The 15,174-nt window shown below is 44.4% G+C and carries 14 protein-coding genes; 11 read left to right on the top strand and 3 right to left on the bottom strand.

All coding sequences use genetic code 11. The features are described from left to right. Nucleotides 1-81 precede the first annotated feature (81 nt). Together ABIC22_RS18040 and ABIC22_RS18045 are read left to right on the top strand one after the other, a co-directional pair. Nucleotides 82-1,143 (top strand): LCP family protein, encoded by a 1,062-nt coding sequence (locus tag ABIC22_RS18040; protein WP_354482842.1) that lies wholly within the window; start codon nucleotides 82-84, stop codon nucleotides 1,141-1,143. 93 nt (nucleotides 1,144-1,236) lie between these two features. Then, nucleotides 1,237-1,689 (top strand): pyridoxamine 5'-phosphate oxidase family protein, encoded by a 453-nt coding sequence (locus ABIC22_RS18045; RefSeq protein WP_127537769.1) that lies wholly within the window; start codon nucleotides 1,237-1,239, stop codon nucleotides 1,687-1,689. Nucleotides 1,690-1,696: 7 nt separating this feature from the next. On the opposite strand, the gene ABIC22_RS18050 is transcribed toward ABIC22_RS18045, so the two are convergent. After that, nucleotides 1,697-2,392 (bottom strand): YhcN/YlaJ family sporulation lipoprotein, encoded by a 696-nt coding sequence (locus ABIC22_RS18050; protein ID WP_354482844.1) that lies wholly within the window; start codon nucleotides 2,390-2,392, stop codon nucleotides 1,697-1,699. A 240-nt stretch (nucleotides 2,393-2,632) separates the two neighbouring features. Here ABIC22_RS18050 and ABIC22_RS18055 point away from each other — a divergent pair, with 240 nt between their 5' ends. After that, nucleotides 2,633-3,967, top strand: coding sequence for a PhoH family protein (locus tag ABIC22_RS18055; protein ID WP_095289936.1), 1,335 nt, complete (start codon nucleotides 2,633-2,635; stop codon nucleotides 3,965-3,967). A 224-nt stretch (nucleotides 3,968-4,191) separates the two neighbouring features. After that, a complete protein-coding gene (locus ABIC22_RS18060; protein WP_354482847.1) occupies nucleotides 4,192-5,475 on the top strand; it encodes an extracellular solute-binding protein in 1,284 nt (427 codons plus the stop codon). Here ABIC22_RS18060 and ABIC22_RS18065 read toward each other — a convergent pair. Together ABIC22_RS18065 and ABIC22_RS18070 are read right to left on the bottom strand one after the other, a co-directional pair. Continuing rightward, nucleotides 5,467-6,546: a coiled-coil domain-containing protein gene (locus tag ABIC22_RS18065; RefSeq protein WP_354482850.1), complete on the bottom strand. Its 1,080-nt coding sequence runs from the start codon at nucleotides 6,544-6,546 to the stop codon at nucleotides 5,467-5,469. The two genes, ABIC22_RS18060 and ABIC22_RS18065, sit on opposite strands and share 9 nt — an antisense overlap. 196 nt (nucleotides 6,547-6,742) lie before the next feature. Next, a complete protein-coding gene (locus ABIC22_RS18070) occupies nucleotides 6,743-6,979 on the bottom strand; it encodes a DUF2626 domain-containing protein (RefSeq protein ID WP_095289941.1) in 237 nt (78 codons plus the stop codon). Nucleotides 6,980-7,292: 313 nt separating this feature from the next. Here ABIC22_RS18070 and ABIC22_RS18075 point away from each other — a divergent pair, with 313 nt between their 5' ends. From ABIC22_RS18075 to ABIC22_RS18105, 7 genes are all read left to right on the top strand, one after another. Further along, a complete protein-coding gene (locus tag ABIC22_RS18075) occupies nucleotides 7,293-7,943 on the top strand; it encodes an RsfA family transcriptional regulator (RefSeq protein ID WP_095359469.1) in 651 nt (216 codons plus the stop codon). Nucleotides 7,944-8,085: 142 nt separating this feature from the next. Next, on the top strand, nucleotides 8,086-9,048 hold the full coding sequence (locus ABIC22_RS18080) for a ketopantoate reductase family protein (RefSeq protein ID WP_354482854.1): 963 nt from the start codon (nucleotides 8,086-8,088) through the stop codon (nucleotides 9,046-9,048). Further along, nucleotides 9,048-9,422 carry a DUF3397 domain-containing protein gene (locus ABIC22_RS18085; RefSeq protein ID WP_154895142.1) on the top strand — a complete coding sequence of 125 codons (375 nt, stop codon included), beginning with the start codon at nucleotides 9,048-9,050 and terminating at the stop codon, nucleotides 9,420-9,422. Before ABIC22_RS18080 ends, ABIC22_RS18085 begins: the two co-directional genes overlap by 1 nt. Before the next feature lie 151 nt (nucleotides 9,423-9,573). After that, nucleotides 9,574-11,274, top strand: coding sequence for a peptide ABC transporter substrate-binding protein (locus tag ABIC22_RS18090; RefSeq protein ID WP_127537775.1), 1,701 nt, complete (start codon nucleotides 9,574-9,576; stop codon nucleotides 11,272-11,274). Nucleotides 11,275-11,463: 189 nt separating this feature from the next. Next, nucleotides 11,464-12,396 carry an ABC transporter permease gene (locus tag ABIC22_RS18095; RefSeq protein ID WP_095289949.1) on the top strand — a complete coding sequence of 311 codons (933 nt, stop codon included), beginning with the start codon at nucleotides 11,464-11,466 and terminating at the stop codon, nucleotides 12,394-12,396. Nucleotides 12,397-12,443: 47 nt separating this feature from the next. Further along, entirely contained in the window at nucleotides 12,444-13,325 is an 882-nt protein-coding gene (locus ABIC22_RS18100) for an ABC transporter permease (RefSeq protein ID WP_371859956.1), read from the top strand. Between the two features lie 17 nt (nucleotides 13,326-13,342). Next, complete coding sequence (locus tag ABIC22_RS18105; RefSeq protein ID WP_095289952.1) at nucleotides 13,343-15,112, top strand: ABC transporter ATP-binding protein; 1,770 nt, start codon at nucleotides 13,343-13,345, stop codon at nucleotides 15,110-15,112. The last annotated feature ends 62 nt before the right edge of the window (nucleotides 15,113-15,174 follow it).

Genomic DNA, 15,174 nt, shown 5'->3' on the forward strand with positions numbered 1-15,174 from the left:
TGTACAGTCCATCCGTTTTCCTTCGGGAAAGCGGTTGTCTTTTATTTGGACCAAAACAGATGTGATAAAGGTGTTGAAGATATGAACTCGAATTCGAACGGACTGCCTCCGCGTAGACAGGCACCAGCCAAATCCGGAGCTTCAGGGTCTAGCAACAGTAAAGGTAAGCCACCAAAAAAGAAAAAGCGGGGGCGCACATTTGCCAAATTCGTTTTGAGCCTTTTGGTGATTGCCATCATTGTAGGTGGGGGATATCTCTACTGGGTATACAATCAGGTGGCGGACACCGGCATTGATAAACCAGTGCCTCCAGGGATGTCGGCCAAGACTAAGCCCATTACCATGCTGCTGTTGGGTACAGATAACCGTCCTGAAACCGGAACGTATCTGTCCGATGTTGTTATGGTAGCAGCCATGAACCCGGATACCAAAACGGCCACAATTGTTTCCTTGCCGCGTGATACGCGGATTGAACTTGAAGGGTACAAGGCAAACAAACTGAATTCATACTATCCTAAGTTTAAAGCCCAGGAGAAGACCTCAGGTAAGAATGCTGAGGATCAGATGAAAGAAATGATGGGCAAGTATTTTGACGTCGATATCAATTACACAACGGTGCTTAACTTCCAGGCATTCCGCGATGCGGTTGATGCCGTGGGTGGTGTGGATGTGACGGTCGACAAAAATATGTGTTACCGGGATACGGCCGACAATACAGATATTAATCTGGTTGCGGGTGATCAGCATCTGGACGGCAAGCAAGCACTCGATTTTGTGCGCTACCGCAAATCCAACTGTGATCCCAAAACGGATGAATCCAATGACTTTGACCGTAATAAGCGACAAAACCAGGTCCTGAACTCCATGCTGGATCAGATGAAGTCACTTGGTGGTGTGACGAAGATTAGCAAAGTCATTGGTGCGATTGATGACAATATGACAACCGACGTGGAATCCGAACAGATGAAAAACTTTATTTCTACGTATTGGAACATTTCCAAATCGGATGTGCACTATACGCCTGTAACCGGGGACTGGAGAAGCCCTTATGTTTATGTGAATGAGACGGAGCTGGCCAATGCGAAGCAAGCCTTGCAGGACACGCTCTCAGGCAAAGTAACAGCTACTCCGGCGGCAGAGTAGCTGGGGGATTGGAAGCAAGTTTCCGGGTATGTTATAATAACATCATTCATAGTATCAAGAATTGCATAAAGAAGGTTAGGGAGGGCTGGTTTAATGTCCGAAGCCGTCACACAATTGACAGAATCTCTTTTGCAGCAATTCAAGAACGAAACATTCGTACTCCTGAATACGGTAGACATTGAATCTGGAGGCCCGACATCCACCGCAATCTCCTGGGTCTATGCGGAGAATGCGTCCACGCTTCGGGTCGCTTTGGATCATCGTTCACGTCTTGTGAATAATATGAAACAAAATCCGTTGATTACCGTTACGGTATTTGGAGAAGAAACGGTTTATGCGATCAATGGACGTGCTTCTGTTCGACAGGACCCATTGCAGGATGTACCCTTTAATATGTGCTGTTTCGACATCTCCATTGAAGCGGTCAGAAATGCCCTGTTTTATGGAGCCCAGCTATCTTCTATGCCTCAATATGTCAAAATATACGATCAGCGTGCTGCTGAGAAATTAGATGAGCAGGTTTTTGCTGCCATGAAAAAAGCCTAGTGAGAAATCACTGGGCTTTTTGTTGCTTTTTGTCGGTGGTATGCTGCTGCATTTGCTGCTCTTCAGGAGCCTGCTCATCTGGGTTTTGACGGACCTTGACGTCTTTCGGGAGCTGTGGAATAATTCGTCCCACCATATCAGCGAGTTCAGAAGCAAATCCGGATATGGGATGTCCTTGGCGGATATGCTCTCCGATCTCCCTGATCCGTTCGGTAACATCCGCATCAGCGGTGACGATCGAATCAACACCTTCTGGATCTTTGCGCAAAGCTTCTGCAACGGAATATTTAATCGTTCCTACACGAGCACGTTCAAGTTCGCCATCTACGTCAATGCCAACGACCGCTGTATTTCCGAGAATGACGCAATTGGCGTCTTTGACACCTTCCACTTGCTTGGCAAGTGCCTTGAGATGGGTGATTCGATTTTCATTGGTCATGCGGCCTGTCTTGTTATCATCGGCAACGTTCAGTTCATGAACTTCACCCGTATTCTCATTGAAACGGTCAAGGCGTGAAGGATTCATTCGGTCATCCTCTGTATAGAGCATGTGGGATCCGTTTTGTTGATCTTGCCGTGTTGTAACATTCCCTCCGTACCCCCTCGCATGAGTTCCTTGCTGCTCTTGAGAGGCATTGCGTGTAGTGTTGTTGCAGCCTGTAAGTATAAAGATCAGAAGCAGCGTACAAACCCAATATCTCATAAATGTTCATCCTTTCTTGGAGTTTTTCAGAATGTTGCAATTATTTTGTCCGAGACGAATACATTTATGTATGGGAGCATGATTGTCCATGCCGCTGCTGAAAGATCACACGATCACAGATGAACTCGGGAATGGGAAAAAAAGGACTGCTAGTGCATGGAAAACCTATGATCTAATCCGCCATTCCCGAGTTCACGTTCCAAACCATGCCTTTAACGACGCCGCTTTGGAGGGGATTGAATGAAAAAGATTTTTGTATTGGATACCAACGTGCTTCTGCATGACCCCAATGCCATTTTTGCCTTCGAGGAACATGAGGTAATCATTCCCGCGGTTGTACTGGAGGAAATTGACTCCAAAAAAAGAAATGCTGATGAGATTGGCCGCAATGCCCGAAATGTTTCGAGATTGCTTGATGGTCTGCGTGAACTGGGTCACCTGCACAGTGGAGTTCCTCTCGCCAATGGAGGTAACCTGAAGGTCGAATTGAATCATCGTAGTTTTGTAAGGGTACAAGAAATGTTCGGTGAAATCACCAATGATAACCGAATCCTGGCGGTTGCGCTAAATTATCAAATTGAAGAAAATGAGAAAGAGGTTGTGGAACGGCAGGTTGTGTTGGTAAGCAAAGATGTACTTGTACGTATCAAAGCAGATGTACTCGGTCTGTTCACTCAAGATTACTTGTCCGATCGGACTGCAGGGCTCAGTGAACTATATCCAGGCTATACAGCCTTGAAGGTTCACCCGTCGGTAATCGATGAGTTTTACACATATCGTTTTCTGCCAATTAAACCATTGCAGTTGTCCTATAAGCTGTATCCTAATGAATTTGTGATTCTTAAGGATGAAATGGGTACCAACAAATCAGCGCTGCTAAAGGTAAACACGGAGGGAACCAAACTTGAGCCTCTGTTCCTAAGCAATGATAACGTATGGGGGATTAGTGCTCGAAATGCTCAGCAGCGTATGGCGCTGGAATTACTTCTGAATGACGATATACCACTCGTGACCATTACGGGCAAAGCAGGCACAGGTAAAACCTTGCTGGCTCTCGCTGCAGGCCTTCTTAAGGTGGAGGATGACCATAAATATAAAAAGTTATTGATTGCGAGGCCAGTGGTTCCCATGGGGAAGGATATCGGTTATCTGCCAGGGGAAAAGGAAGAGAAGTTGAGACCGTGGATGCAGCCTATATATGATAATCTAGAGTTTTTGTTCGATACAAAAAAGGCTGGAGATATCGATAAAATTTTGATGGGACTAGGCAGTATACAGGTGGAAGCATTAACGTATATTCGCGGACGTTCCATACCTGGTCAATTTATTATTGTGGATGAAGCCCAGAACCTATCACGTCATGAAGTAAAAACCATCGTTTCGCGTGTAGGTGAAGGCAGTAAAATAATACTGATGGGTGACCCTGAGCAAATCGATCATCCGTATCTGGATTCCGCGAGCAATGGTCTGACCTATGTTGTGGAACGATTCAAACAAGAGGGCATTAGTGGACATATTATGCTTGAAAAAGGGGAGCGTTCCAAACTGGCTCAATTGGCGGCGGATTTGTTATAAGTTTAAGCGGATATATTTCCCGGGAAAATATAGAAAAAGATCGGCTCATTGGAGCCGGTCTTTTTTTTGCTGAAATATTTAAAAAGAGTTATTGCACAGACCTATGTATTCTCTTAGTATGCAAAATCTCAAAAATATGTTTTTTGGCAGGATAGGACAGGAGTACTACTTTTTTGTTACAATAAATTTTACAGGAAAAATATAGGGAGCGAGGAGGAGAGTTAATGAAGCGTAGACATCAGGTTGTTTTATTTGCAGTGCTGCTGCTTTCATTGACGATCCTGTCTCCAAGCTTTGATTTTAGAGGAGTACAACAGAACCAGGATCAAGATCAGGAGAATGATGCCTTTCCCAATGCTGTAACCCGTAGTGAGAATCAACAGGCGCCGGTTGAAATTGTTGTTTCGATGTCTGAAAGTGAGTTTCAGGTGTTCTCGGCAATCGCAAAACAAGTTGCTGCCGCGCGGGTGGTGAAAATCAATCTACGGAATCTGCCCTCGGATACATATAAGAAGGTACTGGATAACGAGCTTGCTGTAGGGGACAGCGGGGATGTAATCCTGCTTAATAGTGAGGAAATTCAGGGTTACGCCAAAAGAGGGCATCTGTACCCTTTAAATGCAACAACGTTGTCGAAGGCGATTGGTGACTCGGTATCTCTATTACGGGAAAAGACAGAATGGAATGGTTATCAATGGGGAATGCCATTTGATTTCGACCCTTACGTACTCGCATCACGGTCCAAATCTCTTGCTGATGCAGGATTGGAACGGTTACCACAAAACCTGGATGAGTGGACTAGGGTTATTAATAAAATGGAGAATAAGAGCCAGAAGTTACTTGCGATCAACATCGATGATGCTTATGCAGCAGATGCTTGGTTAAATGAGTTTGGGTCTGGAGTCGCTCCGAGTACGTTGAAAACGGCAACGGAGTCGCATACAGCTGGGGGAAATGAACAGGCGCTGCAGGTACTGAACGGGGTTCAGCCTTATATACATGTTCAAAATACCGACCCGGATTTTGTTGATAAAGACATGCAGGAAGAAGCGTTAATGGTGGTAACCCCTTTTTCTCAACTGGTGAACAATGATCTGGCATTAACTGAAGATCGTCTACCGAATCGGATTATGTTTAAACCCCTTGCACCTGTTACATCCAGAAGTTTCGTAATTACGTCGGGTTCACATGAAGCAGAGCAGGCCAGTCGATGGATTGAGGGCATGACCTCCAATTCCGTGCAATCAGACTGGTACCAGCAAGCTCATCATTTGCCTGGTCAACAGCAGCAATTGAACACAGAATCCCAAAAGCTCTCAGTCGAAGGGCAAATAATGAGTGATAATGGTCAGGAATGGTTTATGTCCAAAACATCTGAAACCCCTGTGATGGATAACCCGGAGCTGGTATTAGATTATAATAAGAAAGTTCAACAGTTTCTTCAGGGAGAGATTTCTGCGAATCAGTATGTGAATGACATTTTAAAAATGCAGCAATCATCAAAATGATATGGCGAGTTTAACTTCAAGTACCCCTTTACTTGTCGATACATCTGTAGCTTTCACGAAGGACAGAATTTTCTGCGGGTAGAAACCAAGATCAAATTCCTTTTCAAGCATACGTCTTGTCGTATTAGGTAGTTCCAATTGGTTGAAAACAAGTTTATCTACATGAAAACGGATAGAATTCTGAGGTTCATTTTCTACCGTATAATGACCCTCAATACTGAGCTGTAACTGATCACGCTGTCCGGAGGCTGTAATTCGGTCCTCGTCAAACTGAAAGGCAAAATCCTCGAAGATCGGGTTCTGTTCACGCAGGAATTGATTCAGATCGTCTTGTCCAATTTGAATGGTATAGGCTGTTCCGGTTGTGGAAATTCCGCCATTCTGTTCTTGTATAAACTGAGGGAGATTTTGCATGGCTGTTGCTAGTGCTCTGAAATAACGTTTGACCTCATAAATGCCAACATTTTCCCAATAAATAGTCAATTCCTCCATTAACTTCTGAATGGCTGCCGGGTTCCCACTTGCCGAAACTTGTCCGTCTACTTCCTTCTGCAATGCAACAACACGCTCTCGCTGTCTTACCAAATTAGTCATTAGTTCGTCCAGCTCAGCCGTGGTCTGACTTATTTTCGTTGAAGTTTCCTGCATGCTGCGATAACGTTCCTGATATTTGCTTAGCACTGCCTGATCTCTGCCAATAATAATTTGGTAGTAGTCAAATAAGATAAACAAGTCTTTGAACGATCTGGCCCCCAGGACCGTCATGAGAAGGCTGTCTCGTTCTCCGGTGTAATACGACCTTACTACAGCACCTGCCCGATCTTGCTGAATATGTATTTGATCTTCCTGTTCCTGGAGCTGAACATTCAATTCTTCCTGCTGTTGATTGAGATCCTTCTGCCTTACGGCAATACGTTCAATTTCGTGATCGATTTCCACGATGGACAGACTCTTCTCCAAAATTTCACGTGTTTCCTCAGGTGAAGGTTCTCCATAGGCATATGCCAATGTAGCTTGACCAAATAGTAGTATGCATAGGATTAGGGCACAAATGCTATATCGACGGTTCACCGTATCATTCTCCTTTCCTTCAAGTACAATATTCATTGTACAGGCTTCTGTCTTCCAGACAATATATGAAATGAAATCTTGAAATATCCTTAGTGGTTACATAACTCTGAAAACAAACCGTTAATCAGACAGCCATAAAGGAAAAACAAAAAAGCGAAACGGCTTATGGCCGAATCGCTTTGATGCTGTTGGCGGATTAAAGCGGCAACCCCATTTGGAACACAGTCCAGTAGCTGAACCCTGTGAAAGTAACGATCATATAACCCCAGAAGAGCAATATGTACGTTCTTTCGGTGAATTTTAAATACCCCAAAATGACGAAAAACGCAGTCTGCAGGAAAAAAAGCAAAGCCATCTCGACCAAATCTCCCGCAAAAGCCATCAGGCCAATCGTTAGCGTGAAGAACCCGAGTACCCGAAACATGCGTGCCACGGTTAGTCCTCCTCTCTATGTACGATCATAGATTGTCTACACAACATTATACCGGGAAAGGAAAAAGGTGTAAACAGAATTGGATATGAAAGCGAATTCTTTTTTATCGAATCCGTGAGCAAATAGGTCACCTTTTCCATATGTAAGGTATGAGTGCTCGCAAATATGGACATACATTTTAGTATGAAATCAATTCTATGAACTCTATGAGAGGCATAAGAATGAATGAAGCAGCTTTTATACCTAATTCACAAACCGGGAGACCGGTAATGAGGACGGTTATTTTAGGATGTTGTTAGGAGGGTATTATAGCATGACTGCAGTGAGACAGGATGCTTGGAGTACAGAGGACGATTTGATCTTGGCTGAGGTGACTTTGCGGCATATTCGGGAAGGCAGCACACAACTCGCGGCCTTCGAGGAAGTGGGCGAAAAAATAGGCAGAACATCTGCCGCTTGCGGTTTTCGCTGGAACAGCTGTGTGCGTAAAAAGTATGAGTCTGCCATCAGCAATGCGAAGGCACAGCGTCAAAAGAGAAGTTATCTCCGAAAACAGCCGGCTTTGCTTGGACCACAGGTCGCAGCTCTATCTACGCTTGATACGGAAGAAAACCTGTACAAGGCCGATGGCGTTTCAGAAGACTCCTTATCCATTGATGCAGTAATTCGCTTTTTGCGCCAGTGGAAAGGTAATGTTCAGGAAAATGGGCGTCAACTCAAAATGCTCGAAAAGGAACTTCGTGAAAAAGAAGATGAACTCCATGAGCTTCGTTGTGAGAATGACCGTTTATCCAAACAAGTGAATGAAGTACAAACCGATTACCGTGTCGTAAATGATGATTACAAGGCATTGATTCAGATCATGGATCGTGCACGCAGGCTTGCTTTTCTGGCTGAAGAAGATGAGGAACTAAAAACTCGTTTCAAAATGGATGCCAACGGCAATCTGGAACGAATTGAATAACGGATCAAGTTGCAAGAATGACGATATTTGATCAGGCCCGTCACATCTCCGTTACAAACGGCAGGTAAGACGGGTTTTTTGTTTGAAATATTTGTTCTATTATATATAGATGTAATTATTGAGAGTGGAAGAGGGATGTCTCATGGTGATCGACATTGTAGGAGCTGGCTCACTTGGTCTTTTATATGGAGGAAAGCTTCAGGCTGGAGGTTATTCTGTGCGGTTTTGGACAAGGACGCCTGAACAAGCGGAAGAACTGCGTGTACGCGGACTAACGATTACAGAGCAAGGGAAGAAGACTAAATTGCTTCCTCAACATATTCAGGCCTATCCAATTACCGAATGGTCTGCTCACTGGCATGATCAACCTGGTGATTGGCTTCTCCTCATGGTTAAGCAGACAAGTATAGATGATGTTATTCATATCATGGAGACGATGAAAGATTATATCCTTAACATTGTCTGCTTCCAGAACGGGATGGGTCATATAGAGAAGATACAAGCTGCCCTGCCGCTGTCCAGCATATACCGGGCAGTAACTACAGAAGGTGCCAAGAGGGTGCAGTATGGGGTCATACGGGCTGGTGAGGGACAAACCTGGTTTGGTAGAGATGTACATACGAAAGAAATAGAGAAAGACACCTCAGGGAATCTGGAAGAAGTTCGGTTGGAGGCACTATTGCAGCAGGCAGGATTTAACTGTACAGCGTCGAATCAAATCGATAAGCTGATATACAGGAAGCTTCTGATCAATGCTGTCATTAATCCACTCACCGCGATATGGAGAATACCCAATGGAGAATTGCTTCAGAATGATTATCGCTTAAAGGTCATGCGTCGTTTATATGATGAAGCTTTAGCCATTTACAAGGCGAGCGATATTATGGTGGGTACCGACATGTGGGAGGAAATTCTATCCGTTTGTCGATCGACGGCTTCGAATACATCCTCGATGCTCGCAGATGTTATGCAAGGACGGCGTACCGAAGTGGAATCCATCAGTGGACAAATGGTACAACTGGCGCATGGGTGTGGGTTGACTGCTCCACAGCATGAATTAATGCTTCATCTGATCGAAGGAATTAGGCCGGAAGGAGTGAGTTAATGGGTTTTTTTATTGTGCTGAGCATACTACCGTTTTTTCCGTTTCTTATTGTGTACTGGGTCATGTATGGGTGGAAAAAGGATAAACGAGCTTCACTTCGCACCGCAATGGATGTCACCACGGTTTTTCTGATTTTCTCGGTTTCGGCGTTATTCAACTTAACATTTGATTCGAATTTTGGATTTTATTTAACCATGATACTCATACTAATTGCACTTGGATTAATTGGAGGGGCTCAAAATAGGCTGAAAGGAAAGGTCGATGGGGGTCGAATGTTCCGGGCCGTTTGGCGCATGGCCTTTGTAATGATGAGTTTTGGGTATGTCTTGTTTACTATATTTGGCTTATTTAGATACTTAATGAAACAGATGTAAGGTTACATAACGCAAAACGGCCAAAAAATGTGTCGATTTTGTCGAAAACTGAAAAAAACATTACTTTCTGAAAAAGTAATGTAGATTTTTTTGACCGGTGGTTGTATAATCTATAAACATAAACCACATCAATTTAGGGGGAAAGTGTTAGATGAAAAGGAAAAGTCTATTAGTCCTTTTGACGCTGATTCTGGCGTTCGGTACCGTACTTGCAGCGTGCGGATCGAAAAATGAAGGCACAACAAGTAACACGGGAACTGGCTCTGCAGGCGAGGAAAGCGGTCTCGCAAAAGATCAAGTGCTGAAAATTAACCTGACAGCTGAACCTCCTACGTTGGACCCGGCTCAGGCAAAAGACAGCCAAACCAACACTGTTCTGAAATTCTTGTATGAAGGTCTTGTACGCATCGATGCTGATGGTAAAGAAGCACCAGGCGTTGCAAAAGACTGGACAATTTCCGAAGATGGTTTGAAATATGTGTTCAACCTGAACCCGGATGCTAAATGGAGCAACGGTGATGCAATCACTGCAGAAGACTTCGTTCGCTCTTGGGAACGTGCATTGAAACCGGAAACGGCTTCCCCGTACGCTTACCAATTGTACTACATCAAAGGTGCTGAAGGTTACAACCTCAGCAAAGACGAAACATACAAAGGTACTAAAATCACAGATTTCTCCCAAGTGGGTGTAAAAGCTACTGATGAGCACACACTGGAAGTAACGTTGGAAAACCCAACTCCTTACTTCTTGGGTCTGACAGCATTCTACACGTACTACCCAGTACACCAATCTGCTGACACAAATGATAAATTCTTCACAGACTACAAAAACATGATCGTTAACGGACCATTCACTATGGATCAATACGCTAAAGGTCAAAAAATCGTAGTTAAGAAAAACGAAGGCTACCACGCAGCTTCTGACATCAAATTGTCTGAAATCAATATGTCCCTGACAAGCAGCAGTGCTTCCGAGCTGCAAGCTTATAAGTCCGGACAACTGGATTACACTGGTGCACCTAACGGTGAAATTCCAACCGACCAAATTCCTTCTGTAAAAGCGGAATTGCCGGATGAGTTCAAAGCAACTGGTATTGCAAGTACTTACTACTACCAGTTCAACGTTAATGAAGCTCCATTCAACAATGCTAAAATCCGTAAGGCTTTTGCAATGTCGATCGAACGTCAACTGATCGTTGACAAAGTTACACAAGGTGGACAAGTTCCAGCTTACGGCTTTGTACCTCCAGGTATCCGCGGTGAAAACGGCGAATTCCGTGATGAGCACAAAGACGACTACTTCACTGAAAATGTTGAAGAAGCTAAAAAATTGCTTGCTGAAGGTATGAAAGAAGAAGGCTACACAACTTTGCCAGCTGTTACATTGATCTACAACACTAGTGATGCTCACGCGAAAATCGCGCTTGCTGTTGCTGACATGTGGAAGAAAAACCTCGGTGTTGACGTGAAAACGGAAAACCAAGAGTGGGGCGTATTCCTTGAGAACCGTCAAAACCAAAACTTCCAAGTAGCTCGTGCAGGCTGGTCTGCAGACTACAACGATCCGTACAACTTCTTGGAAATGTGGACTACTGGAAACACAAACAATGATTCCAAATTCAGCAACGAACAGTACGACAAAGATGTTAAAGACACTGTAAAATCTGCTGATCCAGCTGCACGTATGGCTGCATTTGCTGATGCTGAGAAAATCCTGATTCAAGATGAAATGGGCGTAATGCCGATTTACTACTACACTAACGTATCTTTGACTAAGCCTTACCTGAAAGGCGTACAACTTGATTTCAGTGGAGCAATTGACTTCACTCGTGCATATCTGGAAGAGAAATAAGTTGTTCTGAAGTCTATATGATTACTTCGGGATATATATGTGGAATTCCATATATATCCCGATTTTTTTGTATGTGCACCGATTTTCCTTATAATTCTTGAAATTTCCGATAAATGGATTGGACTTTATTCATGTCTAATTCTACAATCGATTTGTATACAAAATATTGTTTTTGGAGGTGTGCAAGGGTTGGTTAAGTACGTGCTGAAAAAATTGCTATTTATGCTGCTATCGCTTTTCATACTCGCATCAGCAACCTTCTTCCTGATGAAGGCCATTCCGGGTGACCCTTTTACATCCGAGAAAAAAGTATCGCCTGAAATTCGGGCACTACTGGAAGAGAAGTATGGGCTGGACAAACCGATGTATGAACAATACCTGAAGTATATGGGTGGAATTCTCAAAGGTGATTTTGGTGTTTCGATGAAATATCTGAATCAAGAAGTAACCGACATGATCACTCAAACGTTTACAGCATCTCTGAAACTGGGGATCTTCGCTATTGTGATCTCTGTCGTCGTTGGGGTTTTGCTAGGACTTATCGCTGCGGTTTACCATCGTAAGCTGATAGATGATGTCACGATGATCCTCGCGGTAATTGGTATCGCGGTACCGAGCTTCTTGCTCGCATCCCTGCTTCAATACGTTTTCGCCTTCAAACTGGGTTGGTTTAACGTTATGGGATTCGACGGACCGCTTGACTATGTACTTCCGGTTGCGGCATTGTCTGCATCCCCGATTGCCTTTATCGCACGTTTGACGCGTTCCAGCATGCTCGAAGTACTGCACGCGGATTACATCAAGACAGCAAAAGCCAAAGGTCTGAAATGGCCTGCAATCATGTTTAAACACGTTATTCGTAACGGTATTCTTCCCGTTGTAACTTATGTAGGTCCGATGACAGCTAACATCATCACGGGTTCCGTCGTTATTGAGCAAATCTTTAACATCGGGGGAATTGGTAAAGTATTCGTAGAGAGTATTACGAACCGGGATTATACAATGATCATGGGGATTACGATTTTCTATGGTATCCTCCTGATGTTGGCACGTTTCCTTACAGATATCGCATATGTGCTGATTGATCCTAGAATTAAGCTGGAAAGCCGGAAGGGGGCATAACGTTGTCTGGCACGAACAATAACAATAAAGAAACGGCGAACACTGCCCTGGATAGTCAGGCAGCGGTGAAATCGCAAGAAAGTGTATCGTTATGGAAAGACGCCATGTACAGACTTGCAACCAACAAGGCCGCGATGATCAGTTTGGGCATTCTGGTTCTTGTTGTCATTTTCTCTTTGATTGGTCCAACTTCGTTATTCACAAGTTATAATTATTATTCTAATGATTTGCTTAACGCCAATGCAGCGCCAAGTGCGGAGCACTGGTTCGGAACGGACGAGCTCGGTCGTGACGTATGGGTAAGAACCTGGGTAGGTGCACGTGTATCCCTTACTGTAGGTCTGGCCGCTGCCTTGATTGACCTTGTCATCGGGGTAATCTACGGAGCGATTATGGGCTTCTACGGTGGACGTGTTGATGGTATCATGAACAAGTTCTCCGAGATTCTCTATTCCCTGCCTTACATGCTCGTTGTAATCTTGTTGCTCGTTGTTTTGGAACCAAGTCTTACGACGATCATCATTGCCCTTACGATCACAGGCTGGATCAGCATGTCCTGGATTGTACGTGGTGAGATTATGCAATTGAAAAACAGAGACTTTATTCTTGCAGCGCGGTCCATGGGAGCAAGCACAGGACGTCAATTGTTCCGCCACTTACTGCCGAATGCAGTAGGACCAATTCTCGTAACGCTGACTCTATCCATTCCAAATGCCATCTTTGCTGAAGCGTTCTTGAGCTTCCTCGGATTGGGTGTATCTGCACCGAAATCTTCCTTGGGTTCGATGATCAATGACGCATTGACAGGCTGGACGCTGTATCCTTGGCGGATGTGGTTCCCTGCAGGTCTGATGGTACTTACAATGCTTGCATTTAACTTGCTCGGAGACGGTCTGCGTGACGCACTCGATCCGAAATTACGTAAATAGAAATAGGAGGTGGGATTATGGAGCCAATCTTAACAGTCAAAGACCTAAGCGTGTCATTTACAACACGTTCTGGTGAATTTGATGCCGTTAAAAATGTGAGTTTTGAACTTGGCAAAGGAGAGACGCTGGGGATTGTTGGTGAATCCGGTAGTGGTAAGAGTGTTACCGCCCAAACCATCATGAAGTTGATTCCCTCCCCGCCTTCGAAGGTCAAAAGTGGAGAGATTACTTTTCACGGGCAGAGCCTGCTTGGAAAAACAGATAAACAAATGGAAGCTATCCGTGGTAAAGATATCGGGATGATCTTCCAGGATCCAATGACTTCATTGAATCCTACAATTAAAGTTGGTAAACAAATTACCGAAGTGCTTCGCAAACACCAAAACATGTCCAAAAAAGAAGCGGAGAAACGCGCTCTGGAAATGTTGGAGCTCGTAGGTATCAAAAATGCGGCAATCCGCATGAATCACTATCCACACCAATTTTCCGGTGGTATGCGTCAGCGTGCAATGATCGCTATTGCCCTGGCATGCCGTCCATCCCTTCTGATTGCGGATGAGCCGACAACTGCACTCGACGTAACGATTCAGGCACAAATCCTGGACGTTATGAAGGATATGCAGCAAAAGCTGGGAACTTCCATCATGCTTATTACCCATGACCTTGGTGTTGTAGCCGGTATGTGTGATCGGGTTGTCGTTATGAAGGAAGGCGAAGTTGTGGAAACGGGAACGACAGCTGAAATTTTCAGCAATCCTAAGCATCCATATACGATCAAATTGTTGAACGCTTTGCCTCGTTTGGACGAGCCTAAGAAAGAAAAACCGACTCCAGTTGGTATTATCAAAGGTGCCAACAAGCCGCTAGTTGAAGTAAAGAACCTGAAACAGTACTTCAATTTGGGTAAAGGAAACATTCTCAAAGCGGTTAATGATGTCAGCTTTGATATTTTTGAAGGCGAAACCCTAGGGGTTGTAGGTGAATCCGGATGTGGTAAATCCACAACTGGACGCACGATTCTTCGTCTTTATGAGCCAACGGGCGGAAATGTGAACTTTAACGGAACGGATATCTATAAGCTGTCTCCACGCAAAATGAAAGAAATGCGTAAAGACATGCAGATGATCTTCCAGGATCCATATGCATCACTGAATCCACGTTTCAACGTTATGGATATTATCGGAGAATCACTGGATATCCATGGGCTGGCTTCCAGCGGTAAAGAGCGGAAGAAACGTGTAGAGGAGTTGCTGGATCTCGTAGGCTTGAATCCAAGCCACGCGCTTCGTTATCCGCATGAATTCTCCGGTGGTCAAAGACAACGTATCGGTATTGCCCGTGCGCTTGCAGTGGATCCTAAATTCATCATCTGTGACGAGCCTTTGTCAGCACTTGATGTATCCATCCAAGCTCAAGTGGTTAAGTTGCTCGAAGAGCTTCAACAGCGTCTTGGTCTGACTTACCTCTTCATTGCGCATGACTTGTCGATGGTTAAGCATATCAGTGACCGCGTTGCTGTTATGTATATGGGTAAAGTGGTTGAGCTGGCAGAGAGTGAAGAGCTTTACTCTAACCCTGTTCACCCTTACACCAAAACATTGCTATCTGCTATTCCTGTACCTGATCCGGAAGTGGAAGCAAACAAACGCCGCATTTTGCTGCCGGACGAACAGTCTGGACCAATCCAAAATGGAGCAACTGGTCCTGTAAACGATCCGTATAACCTGGAGAATGCTCAATTGATTGAGATTTCCAAAGGTCACTGGGTTTCCGAACCATACGTTTAAGGAATTATATTCCGTTTGGACTTATTGATGTTATTAAACCGCCGGCTTGTTCGGCGGTTTTT

The organism is Paenibacillus sp. PvP094 (genome assembly GCF_040546835.1).
Lineage (GTDB): Bacteria > Bacillota > Bacilli > Paenibacillales > Paenibacillaceae > Paenibacillus > Paenibacillus illinoisensis.

What these genes read in the sequence shown, in the direction of transcription:
- ABIC22_RS18040 (WP_354482842.1), top strand. Translation starts at nt 82, where the DNA reads ATGAACTCGAATTCGAACGGACTGCCTCCGCGTAGACAGGCACCAGCC.
- ABIC22_RS18045 (WP_127537769.1), top strand. Translation starts at nt 1,237, where the DNA reads ATGTCCGAAGCCGTCACACAATTGACAGAATCTCTTTTGCAGCAATTC.
- ABIC22_RS18050 (WP_354482844.1), bottom strand. Translation starts at nt 2,392, where the DNA reads ATGAGATATTGGGTTTGTACGCTGCTTCTGATCTTTATACTTACAGGC.
- ABIC22_RS18055 (WP_095289936.1), top strand. Translation starts at nt 2,633, where the DNA reads ATGAAAAAGATTTTTGTATTGGATACCAACGTGCTTCTGCATGACCCC.
- ABIC22_RS18060 (WP_354482847.1), top strand. Translation starts at nt 4,192, where the DNA reads ATGAAGCGTAGACATCAGGTTGTTTTATTTGCAGTGCTGCTGCTTTCA.
- ABIC22_RS18075 (WP_095359469.1), top strand. Translation starts at nt 7,293, where the DNA reads ATGACTGCAGTGAGACAGGATGCTTGGAGTACAGAGGACGATTTGATC.
- ABIC22_RS18080 (WP_354482854.1), top strand. Translation starts at nt 8,086, where the DNA reads ATGGTGATCGACATTGTAGGAGCTGGCTCACTTGGTCTTTTATATGGA.
- ABIC22_RS18085 (WP_154895142.1), top strand. Translation starts at nt 9,048, where the DNA reads ATGGGTTTTTTTATTGTGCTGAGCATACTACCGTTTTTTCCGTTTCTT.
- ABIC22_RS18090 (WP_127537775.1), top strand. Translation starts at nt 9,574, where the DNA reads ATGAAAAGGAAAAGTCTATTAGTCCTTTTGACGCTGATTCTGGCGTTC.
- ABIC22_RS18105 (WP_095289952.1), top strand. Translation starts at nt 13,343, where the DNA reads ATGGAGCCAATCTTAACAGTCAAAGACCTAAGCGTGTCATTTACAACA.